This is a genomic window from Stenotrophomonas sp. SrG, from assembly GCF_050031795.1.
Taxonomy (GTDB): Bacteria; Pseudomonadota; Gammaproteobacteria; order Xanthomonadales; family Xanthomonadaceae; genus Stenotrophomonas; species Stenotrophomonas rhizophila_A.
On sequence record NZ_JBNBBE010001842.1, the window covers coordinates 1 to 229 of the forward strand.

A 229-nucleotide genomic window follows, 5' to 3' on the forward strand; every position below is an offset into this window, starting at 1 on the left:
GGCCAGCACCGCCGGCCATACGCCGAGCGTACGCAGCAGCTGCGCGTTGACCGGCGCGAACGCATACACCCGCACGTCCGGCTGCTGCGGCTGCCACGCTGGCGGTTCGCGGCCTTCGACCAGGGTGACCTCCAGCCCGGCATCGGCGAGCGCCAGCGCGCAGGCGGCGCCCACCTCGCCGCCGCCCACCCCGATCACATCGCGCGCGCGCCGGCTCATGCGCCGGCTC

General features: G+C 76.4%; 1 protein-coding gene. It reads right to left on the reverse strand.

Annotated elements, in window-relative coordinates; genetic code table 11:
- Positions 1 to 219: FAD-dependent oxidoreductase (locus ACQG3P_RS25580; RefSeq protein WP_426806606.1), on the reverse strand; the 219-nt coding region annotated here is incomplete at its 3' end.
- Between the last annotated feature and the right edge of the window lie 10 nt (positions 220 to 229).